Here is a 544-nt window from a genome sequence, read left to right as displayed (position 1 = left end):
ACGACACGGTTAAGAGCGCATTTTCGGCATTGGGATTAGATCCAACTCTTATTTCTACCTTTACACCGTTCATCCTAAGCGCACTACAAAACCAGGGCGCAAGCTCAGGTTTGCTAGATAGTCTTTCTTCTATCTGGAAATAAGCGAGAAGCGAGAAGCGAGAAGCGAGAAGCGAGAAGCGAGAAGCGAGAAGCGAGAAGCGAGAAAATTTTTTGAAGGGTTGGCGCGMMAGTTGACCAACCCTTTTTCTTTAAATACAGATAATGAAATCCAAATTTGGACCCAGTGCTGTCTGCAACTTTTGGCTCTCTCTCCGACGATCTCATCTCGAAGACGTAAGTTCGCTCGCCGAATCTCTGAGCGAAGCTTTTTTCCAGGAAGTAAGGCTTGGCTCGTTATTACCTTATCTTACAAACGCAAAAAAGCCGAGCTAATGCTCGGCTTTTCTGTTCTTACGAACCTGATTACTCAGCAGCAGCTTCTTCAGCAGCTGGGCGATCTACAAGCTCAATGTAAGCCATTGGAGCTTTATCACCAGCACGGA

1 protein-coding gene and 1 pseudogene are annotated in these 544 nt (G+C 46.1%); one reads left to right on the top strand and one right to left on the bottom strand.

Annotated features, from left to right (window positions below):
• Window positions 1–143: DUF2780 domain-containing protein (locus tag CIK04_RS28480; RefSeq protein WP_142995034.1), on the top strand; the 143-nt coding region annotated here is incomplete at its 5' end.
• A gap of 321 nt (window positions 144–464) precedes the next feature.
• Here the strand turns inward: CIK04_RS28480 and rplQ are convergent.
• Window positions 465–544: pseudogene (rplQ, locus tag CIK04_RS28475) on the bottom strand (50S ribosomal protein L17); the annotation flags it as partial.

Source organism: Vibrio sp. 03_296 (assembly GCF_002265885.1).
Note: the sequence above shows the minus strand (reverse complement) of the source record. Positions and strands in the feature narration are given on the sequence as shown.